This window comes from Peribacillus deserti, from assembly GCF_002863585.1.
Classification (GTDB): Bacteria; Bacillota; Bacilli; order Bacillales; family DSM-1321; genus Paraperibacillus; species Paraperibacillus deserti_A.
Genome location: NZ_PGUY01000038.1, coordinates 84,916 through 103,804, shown reverse-complemented (window position 1 = coordinate 103,804; position 18,889 = coordinate 84,916). Strand labels below are relative to the sequence as shown.

15 protein-coding genes are annotated in these 18,889 nt (G+C 40.6%); 10 read left to right on the top strand and 5 right to left on the bottom strand.

Annotated elements, in window-relative coordinates:
- Positions 1–262 precede the first annotated feature (262 nt).
- Positions 263–694 (top strand): MarR family winged helix-turn-helix transcriptional regulator, encoded by a 432-nt coding sequence (locus CUU66_RS12740; RefSeq protein WP_101642735.1) that lies wholly within the window; start codon positions 263–265, stop codon positions 692–694.
- Positions 695–931: 237 nt separating this feature from the next.
- On the opposite strand, the gene CUU66_RS12735 is transcribed toward CUU66_RS12740, so the two are convergent.
- Complete coding sequence (locus tag CUU66_RS12735; RefSeq protein ID WP_101642732.1) at positions 932–2,200, bottom strand: cytosine deaminase; 1,269 nt, start codon at positions 2,198–2,200, stop codon at positions 932–934.
- Positions 2,197–3,471 (bottom strand): cytosine permease, encoded by a 1,275-nt coding sequence (gene codB, locus CUU66_RS12730; protein ID WP_101642730.1) that lies wholly within the window; start codon positions 3,469–3,471, stop codon positions 2,197–2,199. The genes CUU66_RS12735 and codB overlap by 4 nt, the downstream gene beginning before the upstream one ends.
- A gap of 1,205 nt (positions 3,472–4,676) precedes the next feature.
- Here codB and CUU66_RS12720 point away from each other — a divergent pair.
- From CUU66_RS12720 to CUU66_RS12695, 6 genes are all read left to right on the top strand, one after another.
- Positions 4,677–5,594 carry an aldo/keto reductase gene (locus CUU66_RS12720; protein WP_101642725.1) on the top strand — a complete coding sequence of 306 codons (918 nt, stop codon included), beginning with the start codon at positions 4,677–4,679 and terminating at the stop codon, positions 5,592–5,594.
- 244 nt (positions 5,595–5,838) lie between these two features.
- Positions 5,839–6,747 carry a Gfo/Idh/MocA family protein gene (locus tag CUU66_RS12715; protein ID WP_101642723.1) on the top strand — a complete coding sequence of 303 codons (909 nt, stop codon included), beginning with the start codon at positions 5,839–5,841 and terminating at the stop codon, positions 6,745–6,747.
- 142 nt (positions 6,748–6,889) lie between these two features.
- On the top strand, positions 6,890–7,594 hold the full coding sequence (locus CUU66_RS12710; RefSeq protein WP_101642721.1) for a DUF421 domain-containing protein: 705 nt from the start codon (positions 6,890–6,892) through the stop codon (positions 7,592–7,594).
- Positions 7,595–7,943: 349 nt separating this feature from the next.
- Positions 7,944–8,669, top strand: a complete 726-nt coding sequence (locus CUU66_RS12705; protein WP_101642719.1) for a GntR family transcriptional regulator — start codon at positions 7,944–7,946, stop codon at positions 8,667–8,669.
- Complete coding sequence (gntK, locus tag CUU66_RS12700; protein WP_101642717.1) at positions 8,666–10,210, top strand: gluconokinase; 1,545 nt, start codon at positions 8,666–8,668, stop codon at positions 10,208–10,210. Before CUU66_RS12705 ends, gntK begins: the two co-directional genes overlap by 4 nt.
- Positions 10,211–10,228: 18 nt before the next feature.
- The gene (locus CUU66_RS12695; protein WP_101642715.1) at positions 10,229–11,575 is read left to right on the top strand and encodes a GntP family permease; all 1,347 of its coding nucleotides are present in this window, start codon (positions 10,229–10,231) and stop codon (positions 11,573–11,575) included.
- A 64-nt stretch (positions 11,576–11,639) separates the two neighbouring features.
- Here CUU66_RS12695 and CUU66_RS12690 read toward each other — a convergent pair whose 3' ends face one another.
- Positions 11,640–11,834 carry a hypothetical protein gene (locus CUU66_RS12690; RefSeq protein WP_257967986.1) on the bottom strand — a complete coding sequence of 65 codons (195 nt, stop codon included), beginning with the start codon at positions 11,832–11,834 and terminating at the stop codon, positions 11,640–11,642.
- A gap of 961 nt (positions 11,835–12,795) precedes the next feature.
- Positions 12,796–14,259, bottom strand: coding sequence for a protein adenylyltransferase SelO (locus CUU66_RS12685; protein WP_101642749.1), 1,464 nt, complete (start codon positions 14,257–14,259; stop codon positions 12,796–12,798).
- 500 nt (positions 14,260–14,759) lie between these two features.
- Here CUU66_RS12685 and CUU66_RS12680 point away from each other — a divergent pair, with 500 nt between their 5' ends.
- Positions 14,760–15,350 (top strand): DUF2269 family protein, encoded by a 591-nt coding sequence (locus CUU66_RS12680; RefSeq protein ID WP_101642711.1) that lies wholly within the window; start codon positions 14,760–14,762, stop codon positions 15,348–15,350.
- Between the two features lie 63 nt (positions 15,351–15,413).
- Here CUU66_RS12680 and CUU66_RS12675 read toward each other — a convergent pair whose 3' ends face one another.
- Complete coding sequence (locus CUU66_RS12675; RefSeq protein WP_101642709.1) at positions 15,414–16,445, bottom strand: polysaccharide pyruvyl transferase family protein; 1,032 nt, start codon at positions 16,443–16,445, stop codon at positions 15,414–15,416.
- Between the two features lie 261 nt (positions 16,446–16,706).
- On the opposite strand from CUU66_RS12675, the gene CUU66_RS12670 reads away from it, so the two are divergent.
- Together CUU66_RS12670 and CUU66_RS12665 are read left to right on the top strand one after the other, a co-directional pair.
- The gene (locus CUU66_RS12670) at positions 16,707–17,420 is read left to right on the top strand and encodes an MBL fold metallo-hydrolase (protein WP_180955269.1); all 714 of its coding nucleotides are present in this window, start codon (positions 16,707–16,709) and stop codon (positions 17,418–17,420) included.
- A gap of 91 nt (positions 17,421–17,511) precedes the next feature.
- Positions 17,512–18,417, top strand: a complete 906-nt coding sequence (locus CUU66_RS12665) for a nuclease-related domain-containing protein (protein WP_101642705.1) — start codon at positions 17,512–17,514, stop codon at positions 18,415–18,417.
- The last annotated feature ends 472 nt before the right edge of the window (positions 18,418–18,889 follow it).

The window sequence follows — 18,889 nt, the reverse complement described above, 5'->3', positions numbered from 1 at the left end:
CTTACGTTCCAATCAACCTGTTTAACAATAGGGTAGGTTCACCGAACTATTAAAAAACAACAAATTTTTAGAAAAGAGCCAAATGAAAAGAGAATGGGACCTTAGACTTGCGAGCCAGAAACAAGATGTAGAGCCAGCTGAGACATGCCTGTTTCTCCTTTGACTAAACTAATTAGCTGATTGTACAGCTGGAATTCTTTGAGCATAAGTCCGAGGTAGGGGATCATGTTTATATATATGAGACACATAGGGGGTAAAAGAAATGAGCGCAGATGGAATAGAAACCATTGAATTACAAATGACAATATTAGGCCGGTGGAACACGTCTTTTGCAGCCGATAAGAGATGGGGCAGCCTCGAAAGAGCAGCATATCTTTTATTACGTCAGCTACAGAATCACGGCCCAATTGGAGTAAAAGCCCTAGCGGAAGAATTGCAAGCTGATATTTCGACCGTAAGCAGGCAGGCTGCTGTCCTGGATAAGAAGGGATACGCAGTCAAGGTTCCCGATACCAATGATCGCAGAGCTTACTTTTACCAAATAACAGAATTCGGCAGGAGAGAATTAACTCAGTTTCAGCAAAAAAGATTAGAGCTGATTTCAGGCCTGTTAAGTGACTGGTCTGACGAAGAGCGTGAAACTTTCGGAAACCTGTTAATGAAATTTAACGAAAGTTTGAAGGGGAAAATGTGAATAAACCTATTATTTTATTCAAATGACAAGCACCCGCCGACTTATTGTGCCAGCGTTTTAATCCTCATCATTCTTGTACTCCCGGTCATATTAGAAAATTGTCCTTAATTTTTCCCTACAAATCTAGTCTGGTACCCGTATGCTAACTATCTGCATGTTTTCTATAATTCTTCCTTTGCTGCTTCTAAAAGAAAAAAACCTGAAGCATCATCAAGCACTTCAGGTTAAAACAGTAATTTATTTATTAAATGTAACTTGTTCTGTCAGATCCCCGAGAGTGATTTTCGTCTCTCTTGGTTTGGTTTCTGCAATCACTTGACCATTTCGTATGGAGTATAAAATAGACACCTGCTTTCGAATCGCCTCGTACTCATTCTCGGCTTCAAGCACAATCAGGTTTGCCGGTTTGCCTTCCTCAATTCCATAGATTTCCTCGATGTGCAGTGTTTTGGCACTATTTTTTGTAATCAGGTCGATGGAGTTTACAATCTGTTCATAGCCCATTAACTGCGTAACATGGATTCCCATGTGCAGCACTTGCAGCATATTGCCTGTTCCCAGCGGATACCATGGATCAAAGATGTCATCATGTCCAAAGCAGACATTGATTCCAGCTTCCTGCAGCTCTTTCACTCTTGTAATTCCCCTACGTTTTGGATACGTATCAAAACGCCCTTGAAGATGGATATTTACTAATGGATTGGCGACAAAATTTACATTGGAAAGTTTTAATAGTCTAAACAACTTTGACGTATAGGCATCATTATAAGAATGCATAGCAGTCGTATGACTTGCCGTAACGCGTTCTCCGATACCAAGCCGGTATGCCTCTGCGGCGACAACCTCAACAAAGCGGGACTGTTCATCATCTATTTCATCACAATGAATATCAACCAGGCGATCATATTTTTCAGCCAATTGAAAAGCTTTTTTTAATGAATCCACCCCGTATTCTCTTGTAAATTCATAATGAGGAATGCCTCCGACCACATCAGTACCCATTCTTAGTGCTTCCTCCAGCAGTTCCCCGCCGCTCGGATAAGAAAGAATACCTTCTTGAGGAAAAGCCACAATCTGTAGATTGACGAAACGAGACATTTCTTCCTTTATTTCCAGCATTGCCTTTAATGCGGTTAAATCAGGATCTGTAACGTCCACATGTGTACGGACATGCTGGACTCCCTGGGCGATCTGCCATTTTAACGCGGTTTTTGCTCTTATTTTCACATCTTCTACCGTCAGGGATTCTTTTCTCTCAGCCCATCTTTGTATTCCTTCAAATAAAGTTCCACTTTCATTCCAGTTCGGCTCGCCGGCTGTTAATGTTGTATCTAAATGGATATGCGGCTCCACGAAAGGAGGAAGAACCAAACTTCCTTGAACATCCATTATCTGCTGGCCGCTGCTATGTTCAAGCGTTTGGGCAATCTTTTTAAATTTTCCTTCCTCAATCAAGACCTGCCATAGGCCTTCCTTATCCCTCAGCTTGGCATTTTTAATAATCATGCTTCTGTCATCCTTTCGACTTTAATCTTTGTTTTGGATGCTGCTGCTTTTTTTACCAGAATGGAGAGAACGACATATACAAGAGCTGCCCCAATGATACCGTTTAACGGCGGAATCCCTGGTACAAACTTCGCCCCGGCTGCTCCTATTGCCCATGCTGCAAGGGCACTCCAGTTGACAGTCTTAAACTTCATACTTTTAAATTCTGGATACTTACCGCGGTTTAAAATAAAGAAGTCCGCTACAATAATCGCTCCAATAGGAGGCAGTGCTGCTCCAAGAAGTGTAAGGAAGCCTACAAAGTTGTTGTATAACCACACGGCCAATATCGTCCCGATAATTCCGTTAAAGATAACAACCTTGCTCTTTTTGATTTTCGTAATGTTTGAAATACCTAAGCCTGAAGCGTAAATTGAATTATCATTAGTTGTCCAGATATTCAACCCAAGAACGATGATAGCTGGAATAATCAATCCTTGTAAAAACATCACTTCAGATATATCAGATTGTCCCGTTGCAATCGCTCCAACTGCTCCGAATCCAAACATAAGCGAGTTTCCTATGAAAAATGCCACTACGGTTGTAATAACACTAGTTCTTTTTGTATTCGCAAATCTTGTGAAGTCGGGTGTTAAGGTTCCTCCGCTGATAAAGGATCCAACACAGATAGTCAAGGCTGCAGCCATGCTGATTGTCTCTTTTGGCTCGTGCTGCATTAGGGCCTGGAAACCTCCGATTGAGTCCACCGCTTCTAATGCTGAAAACCCGCCAAGTGCTACAATAGCCGGCACCGCGATAAAACTCAGGATGGCCAGGGCCTTCATCCCAAAAAACGCAGTTCCTGTCATCATCAGGCCCGCTGCTGCAATTAACAAATACGTATCGATACCGGTTGCTTTTTGGACTGGTACCGCAAACATGGCAACCCCAACCCCAAACCAGCCTATCTGAGTAGCACTAAGCAAGAATGATGATAGGTAAGAACCTTTTTCTCCAAAGGCATATCTTGTCAGTAAGTGGGTGGATAATCCCGTTTTTGCCGCGATATATGCAAGTGCGCCTGTATAAGCTCCAAGAATTAAATTTCCTGCTAAAACAATCCAGATAAATTGAGTCATAGATAACCCTAGACCTAATGTACCGCCAGACAGCATGCTCGCTGAGAAAAATGTAAAACCAAGCATCACCACAAGCATTCTCCAAAAACCGCTCCGATGTTCCTGCGGCACCACTTCCAACGAAAAATCTAAATCTACCTTTTGCTTTTCCATTCTTGATTCCTCCTGTTTTAGAAAGTTCTAAAACTGGTACCGGAGAATAAGCTATCAGAGAAAATAAAAGAGGCTTCCTGCCATCGCTGACAGGAAGCCTTTTTTTGAATGGAGGTATGGGTATAGAAAGACCCAATAGAGATCCATTACATTTCCGCTGTCCTTGTCAGCCTCACGGGACTGAATTAAAGGTACCAGTATTAAATTAACACTATTATTGCAATAAAATAATATTCTGTCAATAACCTAGCGTACTTTCTTCCTCAGGATTCTCATGCCAGAATTATGATATATTCTCCTATATGCGGCATCTGTCCACCCTTTTGCAGTATGTCCTCGATTATTCCTTTGCGTTATTTATTGTGCTGATACGGAATTCAACATCTTGCTAAGCTGGGTGTCCCTGGAGCATAATAAGGTCGCTAGAACCTTTTCGCGCTGGAATTCCATCTTCCACCCAGAGAAGGTTCTTATTATTGGATGGATTTTTCACGCCATCGCGCACACTACTCATTTTTTCGAGCAGAGAGTAAGCAGCAGCAGCCAATAAACTTGATGCAAACCCACAGCATAATACGGCAGGGGCAGATGAATTCCGCGCACAAAACACCAGATTCCTGCTCAGACACGTCAAAAATTCTGTCTAAAACGTACACGAGCAATGAAATTTTATGTATAGAAGATGGAAAATACCTGTTTTAGGAGAAGCTTTACCGGGGTTTGTTAGAATTTATTAGCATACGAATGCTCTATGCTTTACTTTATAAGTTTTGTGCTTATCTTTCGCAGATTTATGCTTAGCTCTTTATGTTTTATGCTTAACTATTCAAGGTCTATGTTTATCTCTCACATTCAATGCTTAAATTTTTGCTTTATGACCATCATAAGGTGGTTATACTTACTTTTTGACATATATGCTTTTCTGCAATCAAGGTAGGACAAGTAATCGTACAATTGATGCTTTTACATAATTAACCAGTTCGCCGCACCGTTCCTGATGATAATTCACGTGATTGTCAAAATGGAGATTTTTCACACACACATCTCTTTTTCCGCGCTTGATTCTTTGGATGTTGCTTCTAAACAGCAGCTTAAAAATTGAGCCTGTTATACTTATATGGCAAAATAGATATAAATCAAAGACTGCTATTACATAATGAAAGCGTTTATTTTTGCAGTAATCAATATAATTGGAGGCGAATAGATTGAGAACAATTAAATTAGGAACGAGCACACTAGAAGTACCTGTTGTTGCTGTCGGTTGTATGCGTATTAACTCATTAGAAAAAAATGAGGCTGAGCGCTTTGTCCAAGCATCCTTGGAACAAGGTGCGAATTTCTTTGACCACGCAGACATATATGGCAAGGGAGAATGCGAGGAAATATTTGCTGATGCTATTCACATGAATGCAGAGATTCGGGAGAAAATCATCCTGCAATCTAAATGTGGGATCCGAAAGGGCATGTTTGACTTCTCAAAAGAGCATATTTTAGATTCGGTTGATGGCATTTTAAAACGTCTCCGAACTGAATATCTCGATGTCCTTCTTCTGCATCGCCCTGATGCACTTGTAGAGCCGGAAGAGGTTGCAGAGGCGTTTGATATCCTGGAAAGCTCAGGAAAAGTGCGCCACTTTGGTGTTTCTAACCAGAAGCCAATGCAGATTGAGCTGCTGAAGAAGTATGTAAAGCAGCCTCTTGTTGCAAACCAGCTGCAATTAAGCATCACCAATGCCAACATGATTTCAAATGGCATCAATGTGAACATGGAAAATGAGGCAGCAGTTGATCGGGATGGCAGTGTACTTGATTATTGCAGACTGAACGATATTACAATTCAGCCTTGGTCTCCTTTCCAATATGGATTCTTTGAAGGAGTGTTCCTTGATAATGAAAAGTTTCCAGAATTAAATCAGCAGATAGATGAAATCGCTAAAAAATATGAAGTGAGCAATACAACCATCGCCATCGCGTGGCTATTGCGCCACCCGGCTAACATGCAGCCAGTCATCGGTACGATGAATATAGACCGATTAAAGGACTGCTGCAAGGCAGGCGACATTAAGCTGACACGTGAAGAATGGTACAGTATCTATCGTGCTGCAGGAAATATTCTTCCTTAAATAATGTATGAAAGAGGCACATTAACCCATAATCGTGCCTCTTTTTTTCAACTGTTTTACGCAAACTATTAAAGAATAGTGTTGAGTTTATCATTATGTTGATTGTAGAGGAAGTTGCGAGACTCATGCAAAAAAAGGAGGCGTACCCGCCAGGGAGGCTCCCTGATCGCCCTGCAGAAGGCGAGTCCCTGATGGCTGCAATCAACAGCTTCAACAGAGCTAGTATAAACAAGAGGTGATGGACATGAGAATAGCGCTGATTGGATTAGGCGATATCGCTAAGAAGGCCTATCTGCCGGTATTATCTGAAAAAGAAGGTATAGAGCTGGTGCTTTGCACAAGAAATCCCGAAACACTGGACAGGTTATCAAAAAAATATAGAATTCAAGAAACGGTTCAGACCCCCCTTGAACTTGTTTCCAAGAACATTAATGCAGCCTTTATCAGTACCGCTACGGAGGCACATTTTGAAATCGCTGAAACACTGTTAAAAGGAGGTATACATGTATACATAGACAAGCCGATATCGATGAATTTTCATGAAACAGAAAGAATCGTTCAGCTGGCTGGGGAAGCCGGCAGGATTGCAATGGTCGGATTTAACCGCAGATTTATTCCCAGAGTCAGTGAGCTAAAGAACCATGGCAAAGCCAGCTTAATACTCATGCAGAAGAATCGATTTGCTGCTCCTGACCATGTCAGAAGATTTGTTGTAGAGGATTTTATCCATGTGGTAGATACTCTAAGGTTTCTTATGGATACCGAAGTACAGGATGTAAAATTGGAGTATCAAAGAAACGGTGAACTGCTTGATAACCTGGTCATACAGCTCATCGGGGACGCCTGTACCGCTATCGGAATCATGAACCGAAATGGCGGCGTTACAGAAGAAATTATTGAATATAACGCGGGGCATAATAAGTACGTTGTAAACAGTTTAGTTGAAACCACTCACTTTCATAATAAAGAAATATCTTTTTCAAAATTTGGCGATTGGGAACCTACTCTGTATAAAAGAGGATTTTATCAAATAGTCGATCACTTTATAGAATGTGTTCAGAATAATAAAACACCGGTTCCTTCTATAGAGGACTCATTCCTTACACATGAAATTTGCGAAAGAATCGTTAAATCAATAAATTCAGCTATTTAACCAATTAATCTAAAAACCTGCTTATGGCCTTATGTTAAAATTCAGTAAGGTTTCAAGCAGGTTTTTTTCTTTTTACGGATTAATAACTTCTCTTCAGGCTTAAACTATGGAGTAGTTTATCCGCGTAAAGGATGTGTCTTAGATGGATTTTTTTCACGGTCAGCCAACTCTTACTGCGATGGAGTGGATACTCCGAGCTGTTGTTTCTTTTTCCTTTTTAATGATTATAGCTAAAGTTTTAGGACAGCGGGCCATTTCCCAATTGAGACTGCTGGATTTTGTTATTGCTCTTGTAATTGGAAACATCATTGCCCATCCATTGTCCGACGAAGAACTGGGGCTGGAAGGGTCCATTATCACAACCATCGTTTTAGTCCTGCTTTACCTTTTAGGTATATACAGTATCCTAAAATGGCCCTGGTTTCGAAGGCTGATTAACGTTGCACCCATCACCATTGTTCAAAATGGGAACATCATTTATGAAGGATTAAAAAAGGCAAGAATCACAATAGATATTCTGTTAGAGGAATTGCGTGAAAAAAAAGTAGCTGATGTCCAGAAGGTAGCATTAGCTACTTTCGAGGCTGACGGCAGAATTTCCGTTTTTTTGGATCCGAAATACGAGCCCGTTACACCTGCCCTCATGCAGATGAAAACGGAGGGTTTTGATATGCCCCGGACCATTATTATGGAAGGCATTATAAATTCTATAGAGTTAGAACGCAATCATAAGAACGAAGACTGGCTGGCATCCGAGCTAGAACGTTTATATCAGACTGAAGTTAAAAACGTCCTGCTCGCCACTCTTGATCAATATAATAAACTTAAGGTTTTTTTATATAAGTAAATAGCGGTATTCACTTCTTTTTACAATAAGTGATGCACTCCACTTGGTTTTTGTCACCAATCGGCTTGCTTTGAAAAAGCAGTTTCCCATTTTAATTCTTCTTTCGGCATACCCGACTTAGCTTAATCCAATTCCCCCATATTTTCCTGTGCTGACCAACTTTCCGGGTTTCTTCTTTCTATGAACAAAAAAAGCAATCGCGGATTTAAATATGAATGCATACCTCCCTTTTATTCGACAGAAATCGATACAGTTAGACAAGTAAAATTGTAAAGCGCTTGCAAAAAAGTGAAATTATATTATAATACTTGTATACAAGTATACTTGATTAACAAAAGAAGGTGAACGCATGGCTGAAACAAAGGAATATTTATATCCCTCGAAATGGCTTTCCAAAGCTTCAGCTGGTGATCGTGTAGCATGCGAGCTTAGAATGCGGATTATTTCAGGCATGGTTGAAAGCGGTACCATACTATCGGAAAATACCTTAGCTGCTGATTTTGCAGTAAGCCGGTCACCTGTCCGCGAAGCTTTGAAAATACTTGCATCCGAACATATCATTCGGCTGGAAAGAATGGGTGCAGTTGTTATTGGACTGACAGAAAAAGAAATAGAAGAAATATACGATGTACGTTTACTCATAGAAACGTTTGTATTTGAACGGCTTGTCAGGATGGATACTACGAAGCTGGTACAGGAGCTTAGTAAAATTCTAGAAATGATGAAAATCGCTATCAAGTATCAAGATGCCGATGAATTTTCTTATCAGGATGTATTATTTCATGAAACGATCATCCGTGCTATTGATCACTCCTACATGCTGATGATTTGGAATAATCTTAAACCCGTAATGGAGAGCTTGATTCTAGTATCAATGCGTGGACGATTTAAGGAAAAGTACGATGATTTCCCAAGGATCTTGAAAAATCATGAGCTTTATATTGAAGCTATCCAATCTAAAGATCGAAACCTCATGATTGAGTCTTTACACCAAAATTTTAATGATGTCCAAGGAAAAGTAGAAGACCTATGGATGTCCCAGCAAATGCTTTCAAAAGGAGTTGAGCAGGAATGACCAGTTATATGTTAGGTGTAGATATCGGAACAACCAGTACGAAGGCTGTTTTGTTCAGTGAAAAGGGAGAAGTCATTCAGCAGGAAAATATCGGCTATCCTTTGTACACACCGGATATATCAACTGCTGAACAAGACCCGGAAGAGATTTTTCAGGCTGTCTTACATGCCATTTCAAATATAATGAGGCAGCATTCTCATAAAAAGCTATCGTTCATTTCATTTAGCAGCGCCATGCATAGTGTCATCGCGATGGATGAATTCGACCAGCCCCTGACACCATGTATTACATGGGCCGATAACCGAAGTGAAGCATGGGCGCATAAGATCAAAGATGAATTGAATGGGCATGAAATCTACACACGGACGGGAACTCCCATCCATCCAATGTCCCCTCTAAGCAAAATTGCCTGGATTACGCATGAGCTTCCTGAAATCGCTGCCAACGCTAAGAAATACATTGGAATCAAAGAATATATTTTTAAAAAGTTTTTTGACCAATATGTTGTCGATTATTCCCTTGCTTCTTCCATGGGCATGATGAATCTCAAAAATCTGGATTGGGATGAAGAGGCGCTGCAGATTGCAGGTGTCACTCGGGAGCATTTATCGGAGCTTGTACCAACCACCAGGTTATTTACCGGCTGTCAGGCAGATTTAGCCAAACAGATTGGAATTGATCCACAAACCCCTTTCGTTATTGGTGCCAGCGATGGAGTGCTGTCGAATTTAGGAGTAAATGCATTTAGAAAAGGCGAGATTGCAGTCACAATCGGGACAAGCGGTGCTATCCGGACGGTTATTGACAAGCCGCAGACCGACGAAAAGGGACGCATCTTCTGCTATGCATTGACAGAGGACCATTGGGTAATCGGCGGACCAGTGAATAATGGCGGCATGGTCCTTCGCTGGATCCGGGATGAATTTGCCTCTTCAGAAATAGAAACAGCCAAAAGACTCGGAATCGATCCATATGAAGTGTTAACTAAAATTGCTGAACGCGTACGACCAGGTGCTGATGGGCTGTTATTCCACCCATACTTAGCCGGTGAACGTGCTCCATTATGGAATCCAGATGTACGCGGCTCATTTTTCGGGCTGACGATGTCCCATAAGAAAGAACATATGATACGTGCAGCACTCGAAGGTGTCATTTATAACTTATACACTGTATTTTTAGCCTTATTGGAATGTATGGAAGGCTCTGTCACACGAATCCAGGCTACTGGAGGCTTCGCAAGGTCCGATGTGTGGCGTCAGATGATGTCTGACATATTCGAATCTGAAGTGGTTGTTCCAGAAAGCTATGAAAGTTCATGTCTGGGTGCCTGTATCTTAGGATTATATGCCACAGGCAAAATCGAATCTTTCGAGGTAGCTTCTGAAATGATTGGCAGCACCTACAAACACACGCCAAATCAAGAGGCTGTCAAAGAGTACAGACAATTACTTCCGATTTTCATTAACTTATCCAGAGTATTGGAAGACGATTATAAACAGATTGCAGATTATCAGAGAAGCTTAATACACACAACCAGATAAGACATAGGAGGGAATACGATGCCATTATTCATAGTAGCATTGGGAATCTTAGCACTATTAGGGCTCATTATGGGCTTAAAATTAAATACCTTTATTTCATTAATTATCGTATCATTTGGGGTCGCATTGGCACTTGGCATGCCAATGGACCAAATTGTTAAATCCATTGAAGCGGGCCTTGGCGGAACGCTCGGTCATTTAGCTTTAATCTTTGGACTTGGAGCCATGTTAGGAAGATTGATTTCTGATTCTGGCGGTGCTCAGCGCATTGCAATGACACTCGTTAATAAATTTGGAGAAAAAAATATTCAATGGGCAGTTGTTGCTGCCTCGTTCATAATTGGAATCGCTTTATTCTTTGAAGTGGGACTAGTATTATTGATTCCGATCGTTTTTGCTATATCAAAAGAATTGAAGATTTCTATTCTTTTTGTCGGTATCCCAATGGTCGCCGCTTTGTCTGTTACCCATGGATTCCTGCCGCCGCATCCGGGTCCGACCGTTATTGCGGGCGAATATGGCGCAAACCTTGGTGAAGTGTTGCTTTACGGATTTATAGTAGCTGTACCTACAGTTATCCTGGCTGGCCCGGTATTTACTAAACTAGCAAAAAAATTGGTACCGGATTCATTTAATAAAACCGGCAGCATTGCATCACTAGGAGATCAAAAGTCATTTAAGCTTGAGGAAACACCAGGCTTCGGCATCAGTGTATTTACAGCAATGCTCCCTGTTATCTTAATGTCGATCGCAACCATCATTACCCTTCTGCAAAAAACAATTGGGTTTGAAGATAACCATTTCCTGGCCATTATTCGTTTTATCGGAGATGCTTCCACAGCCATGCTGATCTCCCTCTTAGTTGCTGTTTATACAATGGGTCTTGCTAGAAAGATCCCTATTAAGACGGTCATGGATTCCTGTACGACAGCCATCACTCATATTGGGATGATGCTCTTGATTATCGGCGGCGGCGGTGCCTTTAAGCAAATATTAATCGATGGCGGTGTAGGCGACTACGTTGCAGAACTTTTCAAGGGAACTGCACTCTCACCCATCCTGCTTGCCTGGATGATCGCAGCACTCTTACGTATCTCATTAGGATCTGCCACCGTTGCTGCCTTAACTACTTCCGGGTTAGTCATCCCTATGTTAGGTCAGTCTGATGTCAACCTTGCATTAGTCGTACTTGCAACCGGTGCAGGAAGTGTAATCGCTTCACATGTGAACGATGCCGGTTTCTGGATGTTTAAAGAGTATTTTGGTTTAAGCATGAAGGAAACATTCGCAACGTGGACATTATTGGAGACAATCATTTCAGTAGCTGGACTATGCTTTATTCTGTTACTAAGCTTAATCGTATAAAAAACGTCCAAAAAAGATTCCGCTTATATAACCAGCGGAATCTTTTTTTATTGGTTTTTTCTGTTTAAACCAGGATAAACAACAGTCCGTAAGCCACAATCCATAACATTGGAATAAGATTAACGATAGCGGCCTTTCTTTTGCTGCGGCCGCGAAGCCACCATGCTAGTATCGAACAGATGACCACTGCAAGCGGATAGGCACCGATTGCTAAAACAAAGGCGGAGTTGCCAATATACACTCCATTGTCAAAACTCATAAACGACAACCCCCAGATTGGGAGCCAAGGCACTAGACAAACTACGTATAGGATTTGGGTGGTGATTAGAAAAATTTTCATCATTCACCTCAGTCGATTAAAATCCTTAACACTGACTGAATACATTTTTTTCAAGAAAATTTATATAGACTATTTTTCTTAAGTCTTCCAATGCCCTATGACTTTCATTTAGCCGTTAACAAATGTTATTAATAAGTTGTTGAAAAATAATTCTATGTTTACGCTGTTACTCTGGAACGAGAAGCCCTTTACATTTTAATGGACATTTGCACTCTTTTACGATTATGGAGGAGCAGTATTTTTTCGGGTTAATTGTGTTTTCGGCTGGTTGAATTTATATTGCAACACTGCAAAACAGCGGAGAATTCCAGTCCAGTTTTCACCGAAAAGACGCCATTTTTTTAGGTATGAACCCTAATCTTGTAACCTTTTTGCAAATTGACTTCACAGCTCTGGAAAAACAGGCTTTTTGGAAGAGGTTTTTATTAAATGTACAGAAAGTAGAAACACGCAAAAGAATTTATGCTTAACTTCTATGGAGATATGCTTATATGTTGAAGGTTTATGCTTAAGGATCTTGATTTTATGCTTATCTTTTCCATGTTTATGATTATCTCTCATTTTCCTATGCTTATCTTTGGTGCTTTATGCTTATCTTTGGTGCTTTATGCTTATCTAGCAGTCCTTATGCTTTTCTTTTGAGGAATATGCTGATTGCTAAATGGGTTCCTCACTTTGATGGCAGGGCTTTCATCCATTTCGGGTAGAAAACCAGACAGGGATCGGCTATACCTTGCAAGAAACTAGATTATCGCGCCAGGATGGACTGGTTTATCGTAAATCAGAACAGTAACAAAGCCGCCGAGAATTTCCCGACAGCCTTGGATGCTGCCCGAATAGGGGCAGCATTAATTTTGTACTTAGATGTTCCAGTTATCTATCAGGTCCCGCAGTATGTCCGATACGGTGCTGTTGATGCAGGCAGTGCAGCGTATTCAGCCTGTTCCGGAGTGTGCTCGAAAGGTCTTGATAGTACATCCAAAAGCCGTTCCATCACGCTGTAGTCCCCTTCTTTCACAGCTGCTTCAAGCGCTGCTTCTACCCGGTGGTTCCGAGGAATTACGGCTGGATTGCTGTTCCTCATTAATTGAACTGAAGCGTCTCTCGATTCCTCCTGCCTGCCAAGCCTTGCCTGCCACCGCTCATGCCACTCTGTGAATTCAGGAGTTCCCGACAGGGCTGTTTCCTTCACCGTATCAAAGGTCAGGGCACGGAATGTATTGGTATGGTCCGCTCGATTCTTCTCCATGATATCGAGGAGATCTTCAATTAAAGATTTATCCTGTTCCTCTTGATTAAATAATCCGAGTTTGGCCCTCATTCCTTCAAGCCAGCTGCTGTAATACAGCTTTGGAAACTTTGAAATCTCATTCTGGGCTATCTCAACAGCCTCTTCCTGTTTTTCATGCAGTAGAGGCAATAGACTTTCAGCAAACCGGGCGAGATTCCAGCCGCCAATATTCGGCTGATTGCCAAAGGCATAGCGGCCCTGGGTATCTATCGAACTGAATACCGTAGCCGGATTATACACATCCATAAAGGCGCACGGACCATAGTCAATGGTTTCGCCGCTGATCGTCATATTATCAGTGTTCATTACACCATGAATAAAGCCAACAAGCTGCCACTTAGCAATCAGCATAGCCTGCCGCCTGATCACTTCCTGAAGCAGTGACAGATATCGGTTTTCTGTAGTTTCAAGCTCTGGAAAATGGCGCTTTATTGCGTAATCAGCCAGTGTGCGGAGTTCCTCTTCTGAACCCCATGTTGCGGCATATTGAAAAGTCCCGACGCGCAGATGGCTTGAAGCTGTACGCACTAGAATGGCCCCAGGCAGTTTAGTCTCCCGGTAGATGGTCTCTCCAGTAGTTACGACTGCCAGGCTGCGTGTGGTAGGGATTCCGAGCGCATGCATAGCCTCACTTATAATATATTCGCGAAGCATCGGACCAAGTGCCGCACGCCCGTCTCCCCCGCGTGAGTATGGCGTCCTGCCTGCCCCCTTAAGCTGAATATCAACCCTATTCTCTTCAGGTGTGACCTGCTCCCCTAACAGCACAGCACGGCCGTCTCCCAGCATATTAAAATGACCGAATTGATGTCCTGCATAGGCTTGTGCAAGAGGCGATGAACCTTCCGAAATCTCATTTCCGGAAAAAAATGCTGCACCCTTTTCACTTTGCAGAGCCTCAGCATCTAAACCCAGGGATAAGGCCAGCTCTTTATTGAAAATAGCCAGTTTCGGCGAGGGGACAGCAGCTGGATTTGTACTCGAAAAAAACAACTTAGGAAGACGGGCATAACTATTATCAAAGTTCCATCCATTTTCATTACGATTAGTCATAAGCTCTCCTTTTTCAAAATTTGACTTATTATACTCTTTTTTTCTCATACCTCACATATATGAAACAAAACACAAACAAATTTATGTATAAAAAATATACAACTCCTGCCATTAATGTCTGCACCAGCCTATTTATTATACCGCGGAGACTGTCCACATTTCCCAAAATTATGGGGACTGTCCCCCATTTCCCGAATTATTTCCCGAACCTGCGGGTACCACATTACACAGAAACGTCTCACATTTTTATCAGGAGCGTCCAGGCTTCAATGTCTTATAAATTTTCGAATTTAATTAAGTCAAGGAACCTGTCTAAACAGCTAATTTTAACTTAGTTATATAAGGTCACCACAAGCACCTTTTTAGCTAGACCAAATGAACTGATATATAAATTCACGACTAAAGGATTACACAAATTTAATATTATGGATAAAAAGACCTATTCTAACATACATATATCAGATAAAATGGCATTATATTGAAAATAGGGGGCGAGGAAAATGCTTTATAATGTATTGTTATTCTTCCACATACTCGGTACTGTCATAATGTTTGCTGCAGTTTCAATAACGCTGACTGCCATGATTGCTATGCTTCATGCAAAAAAAACGGAAACTTTACGTGATTGGTCATCTTTAGCCGTTAAGATGGACGGTTTACTGCCATTCAGTGTTATCTTGATTTTATTGCCTGGTTTATATTTAGTTTTTTCTACGTGGGGATGGAGAGTTCCTTGGATCAATATATCTTTAGCTGTTTTAATGGTTATGACTTTCATGGGACCTGCCATAAATCTTCGTCGTTTAAAAATGATTTTAACAGCAGCTAAAGAAGAAACTCAAAGTGTTCCTTCTTCACGTCTTTGGGAAAAGGTACAAGACCGTACCCTCTGGAATTCCGTTATCATCATGACGATGCTGGCCATTGCGATTCTTTTTCTTATGACTGTTAAACCGGCTCTAATTGGTTCTCTCATCACATTAGGTGCAGCCATTACCATTGGGTTTATTGTTACACATTTAGTGTTAAAAACGGCGGTATTGCCTTCAGTACCCTTACATACAAATACAAGTGAATCTACAAGGCTATAATTACTCGGATACATAGATTCGGCCATAAATAAAAGACTGTCGATTTCCCGACAGTCTCTTTAATCAACTTTTTAACAAATCTCTCAACGGCTTAAAGTCCTTCCTTACATCGATACTATTAGGTTCTGCTTTCAGTAAACGTTCAATGATTGGTTTCAATTGGTCAATGTCTTTTTTGTCTGTATATTCAACGAAATTTATTTCACTGAGCCAGTCTATATAGGAATGTTTGGCTTTGCCGTAACTATTCCCGAATACTAGACAAGGTGTTTTAGTCATAATAGAGAAGATCATTGCATGCAGGCGGTCCGTGATAATGAGTTTACTGGAAGCAATTTTATCGAGAGTTTTCATGAAGTACTTTTCTCTATCCTTATAATCAATGATGTCTACCTCTGATAATACGGTATCTGTACGTTCCACAGAACCTGTTTCTTCTGCCCAGCTCATCAACTCGGATATAAAGTCTTCTTCTGTTACTTTCTCTTTATCAGCCCGCAATACAAAAAGCACGCCTTCTCTGTGAAGATCTCTAGGTTCGATATCTAATGATAAAACCATATCTGGAGTGTAGATAACAGGGGAACGGAATGTTTCCTTTACTACATCCACTGTCTGATTTTCTCTCGCTGCGATGGTCAGATTAGGATTCTGATGATAAGCGTCCTGTGTTTTCTTCTTTTCCGTTTGTCCTTCTTCTGTATCCTCAAAATAAACAGATTGCGGGAAAGATATGGTTTTATAATTCTTAAAGCTCTCGAATACTTTTCTTCTATCTTCCTCAATATCTAAGTAAAGACTTCCTAAATTACCTCCGCCGGTATACCCGACAATGTCGTCTTCTTTAATAATTTCTTTCACTAATTCAATTCCTTCATCGTTTGCATAATCCATAATTTCAATGTACTCATAGTAAGGAAAGTGGTTCCTGATAAACTTTTCTATTGCATACGCAATGGCCTGGTCCCCTATGTTTGTATAACTGGGAGAACCAAAAAGAAACACTTTTCTCTTATCGTTTAATAAGGCATCCGCATCTACATTAGGTGCAATGCCTTTCACTAGTTTTCTGCCTTTTATGGTTTTTTCGCTCATTCTAATGGACCTCCTTATATTGCGTTAACATTATCGTAAAATATAATTAGAAAAATAATCTTTATGTCCTTTTAAAATGCCGATGTATATACCTTATACCCTTTTACATATGCCTATTAACCTTTCATTGCGACTTGGGAAAATATATCAACATAATGTCCAGAAGGGAATTTAGCGGAGTTTCTCTCATAAAGAAGGGAAGTGAGGCACCAATATAGAAAATGGATAGGATATGTTTTTTTCGAAAATGGAGGCAGGACAGTGGATTATTTATTTGAGCTTGTTACAGAAAATGTTTATGTATTAGCCGTTTGGGACTCTGCATGGAATTCTTATAATAATTGCTATTTGGTTGTGAAAAAAGAAGGAGTGACCTTAATCGATTGCGGCAAAAAGGAGCATTCCTCTTACTTAGTTGAAGCTCTAAATAAATTAGGCAGATCCCCTGAAGACGTAACACTTATCGTTGCAACACATGGTCATGAAGATCATGTACAAGGAGCAGCTGTTTTTAAGAATGCAAAGAAATTCATTCATCCAAATGAACGCAGTCACATTGAATACCCGGAACCAGATGAATTCACCTATGAGTTGTCAGATCACGGAATCCTGGAAGACTACGAATACCGTTTAGTGGGCCTGCATACTCCTGGTTCAATAGCGATTTTCCATCAACCCTCAAAAATCCTATTCACGGGTGATTTCCTGTGCTTTTTCGGCGACCCTCTATCAAAAGATGGGTTAGTTTCGGATGGGAATGATCTTAAAAAAGAATGGCTCGAGTACCTACGGGGTGGCGGAGTTTCTAAGGACCATTTAGATCGTTTACTAGAGGGATTATCTACGATGAAGGGTTTTGATGCCCATATTATGTGTACGGGGCACGGCGGGGTGCTTGTTGGAGATATTGAACGATTTATATCTGGATTATTAGAGATAGGAGAAAACTTGGGGAAGAATGAAATAGTTCAGTAGCCGATGATAGCAGCTGTGATCTATTTCAGCTGCTATTTCTCCATTTAATAAGCACATTAGTATATAAGCTTGAAAGGAGCAGAAGTGAAGAATGCTATTAAAATCTCGAACTGAATCTACGGAACTGCTGATTTTGAAATCATTACATACACGGCTGAATATGCCTGAGAAATACAAGCAGCAGTATTTCAGCCTTAAAAAGGGCTATGAAGGAGAACTATTATTTGATTCTTTAACAGAAAAACTTGATTGTGAGTGTATCATATTAAGCGATTTGCTGCTAAAAATAAATAACACCATGTTTCAAATCGACTCGCTAATAATAAAATCAGAATCCATTTACCTTTTCGAAGTGAAAAATTTTGAAGGCGATTATTATTATGAGTCGGATAGATTTTATATGAAACCTAATGTTGAAATCAATAATCCACTAAACCAATTAAACAGGAGCGAATCCTTGCTGCGACAATTACTGCACAACCTCGGATTTAACATACCCATTACTGCTTCGGTTGTTTTTATCAACCCTGAATTCACCTTATATCAAACACCTCTCAATAAACCTTTCATTTTCCCCACCCAGGTTAACCGCTATTTTAAAAAGTTAAATGCAATATCTAATAAGTTAGATGGAAAATTCAAAATACTGGCTGAACAATTAATTTCCTTGCATACCAAGGAATCTCCTTTTAAGCATTTACCAGCTTATGAATATGCGCACCTTCAAAAAGGGATCGCCTGTGTAGAGTGCAGCTCGTTTTCCATCACAGTGGAGGGACAGAAATGTATCTGCAAAAAGTGTGGACAGGCAGAAACGGTGGTATCCTCAGTGATGCGCAGTGTGGATGAATTTATCCTTCTCTTTCCAGAACAGAAAATTACTACGAATATCATTCATGATTGGTGTAATATCATTCAGTCTAAAAAAAGGATTAGAGAAATTTTGAAGAAAAAGCTTAAAATAGCAGGCGTTCATCAATGGTCTTTTTACGAGTAATAATAAATCAGTATCGACAAATTGGATATCCCCACTTTATAAAGCATATGAAGGACTTTTCTCTCTCTCCTTTGCTACTTTTAGGCCTTCATGGACCTCATGAACGACTTTTCTCTCTCCCTTATTCTACTTTTCGGCCTTCATCACCCTTATGAAGGACTTTTTTCTCTCTCTTTTTCTACTTTTCGGCCTTCATCACCCGTATGAAGGACTTTTTCCTCTCTCTTTTTCTACTTTTCGGCCTTCATCACACTTATGAAGGACTTTTCTCTCTCTCTTATTCTACTTTTCGGGTTTCATCACCGCCATGAAAAACTTTTCTCTCTCTCTTTTACTACTTTTCGGGCTTCATGGACCTCATGAAGGACTTTTTTCTCTCTCTTTCTCTACTTTTCGGCCTTCATCCCACTTATGAAGGACTTTTCTCTCTCCCTTTTGCTAATTTTCGGCCTTCATCGCGACCATGAAGGAC

Bases quoted from the DNA above. Each gene is read 5' to 3' on its own strand.
- CUU66_RS12695 (WP_101642715.1), top strand. From the start codon at position 10,229: ATGCCATTATTCATAGTAGCATTGGGAATCTTAGCACTATTAGGGCTC.
- CUU66_RS12735 (WP_101642732.1), bottom strand. From the start codon at position 2,200: ATGATTATTAAAAATGCCAAGCTGAGGGATAAGGAAGGCCTATGGCAG.
- codB (WP_101642730.1), bottom strand. From the start codon at position 3,471: ATGGAAAAGCAAAAGGTAGATTTAGATTTTTCGTTGGAAGTGGTGCCG.
- CUU66_RS12705 (WP_101642719.1), top strand. From the start codon at position 7,944: ATGGCTGAAACAAAGGAATATTTATATCCCTCGAAATGGCTTTCCAAA.
- CUU66_RS12740 (WP_101642735.1), top strand. From the start codon at position 263: ATGAGCGCAGATGGAATAGAAACCATTGAATTACAAATGACAATATTA.
- gntK (WP_101642717.1), top strand. From the start codon at position 8,666: ATGACCAGTTATATGTTAGGTGTAGATATCGGAACAACCAGTACGAAG.
- CUU66_RS12665 (WP_101642705.1), top strand. From the start codon at position 17,512: ATGCTATTAAAATCTCGAACTGAATCTACGGAACTGCTGATTTTGAAA.
- CUU66_RS12685 (WP_101642749.1), bottom strand. From the start codon at position 14,259: ATGACTAATCGTAATGAAAATGGATGGAACTTTGATAATAGTTATGCC.
- CUU66_RS12715 (WP_101642723.1), top strand. From the start codon at position 5,839: ATGAGAATAGCGCTGATTGGATTAGGCGATATCGCTAAGAAGGCCTAT.
- CUU66_RS12675 (WP_101642709.1), bottom strand. From the start codon at position 16,445: ATGAGCGAAAAAACCATAAAAGGCAGAAAACTAGTGAAAGGCATTGCA.
- CUU66_RS12690 (WP_257967986.1), bottom strand. From the start codon at position 11,834: ATGAGTTTTGACAATGGAGTGTATATTGGCAACTCCGCCTTTGTTTTA.
- CUU66_RS12680 (WP_101642711.1), top strand. From the start codon at position 14,760: ATGCTTTATAATGTATTGTTATTCTTCCACATACTCGGTACTGTCATA.
- CUU66_RS12710 (WP_101642721.1), top strand. From the start codon at position 6,890: ATGGATTTTTTTCACGGTCAGCCAACTCTTACTGCGATGGAGTGGATA.